At 38.8% G+C, this 598-nt stretch carries 1 tRNA gene and 2 rRNA genes; all 3 read left to right on the forward strand.

The features are described 5' to 3' along the window. Positions 1-105 (forward strand): 5S ribosomal RNA (gene rrf / locus ACTNAO_RS12795); the annotation flags it as partial. A 5-nt stretch (positions 106-110) separates the two neighbouring features. After that, positions 111-186 (forward strand) — tRNA-Lys (locus ACTNAO_RS12800). Positions 187-213: 27 nt separating this feature from the next. After that, positions 214-330, forward strand: a 5S ribosomal RNA gene (rrf, locus tag ACTNAO_RS12805). Positions 331-598 lie beyond the last annotated feature (268 nt).

The following is a 598-nucleotide window of genomic DNA, read 5'->3' on the forward strand; positions in this document are numbered from 1 at the left end:
GGCGTAGAGGAAACACTCCTTTCCATTCCGAACAGGACAGTTAAGCTCTATAGCGCCGATAGTACTGCATGGGGGACTGTGTGGGAGGGTAGGACGTTGCCAGGTAATATGCGCTATTAGCTCAGTTGGTAGAGCACCTGACTCTTAATCAGGGTGTCCACAGTTCGAACCTGTGATGGCGCACCATTTATATTTAAAAGATATAAATTTTAATCTAGTGATTATGGCATAGAGGAAACACTCCTTTCCATTCCGAACAGGACAGTTAAGCTCTATAGCGCCGATAGTACTGCATGGGGGACTGTGTGGGAGGGTAGGACGTTGCTAGGTAAGTAGAAAAAACAGCATTAGCTGTTTTTTTTTATGCAAAAATAAGATATCTTTGCTACTTTTTTAATGTGGTCTCAAATATTTATTTCTTTTCACTTTCTATTCTTTATCACTTGCAACTTTGGTTAATTAATAATTAAGAATTAAGTCAGTCATCGCCGATACGCTTGGCTTAATTAATAATTGAGGACATTTTTACTCCTTCGTCGTAAAAATTTTAATTATATATTGTAGGGGTGGACAAGCTGTAGCTTCAGGATTTACATTT

This window comes from Clostridium sp. HCP1S3_C6 (assembly GCF_052066735.1).
GTDB lineage: Bacteria > Bacillota > Clostridia > Clostridiales > Clostridiaceae > Clostridium.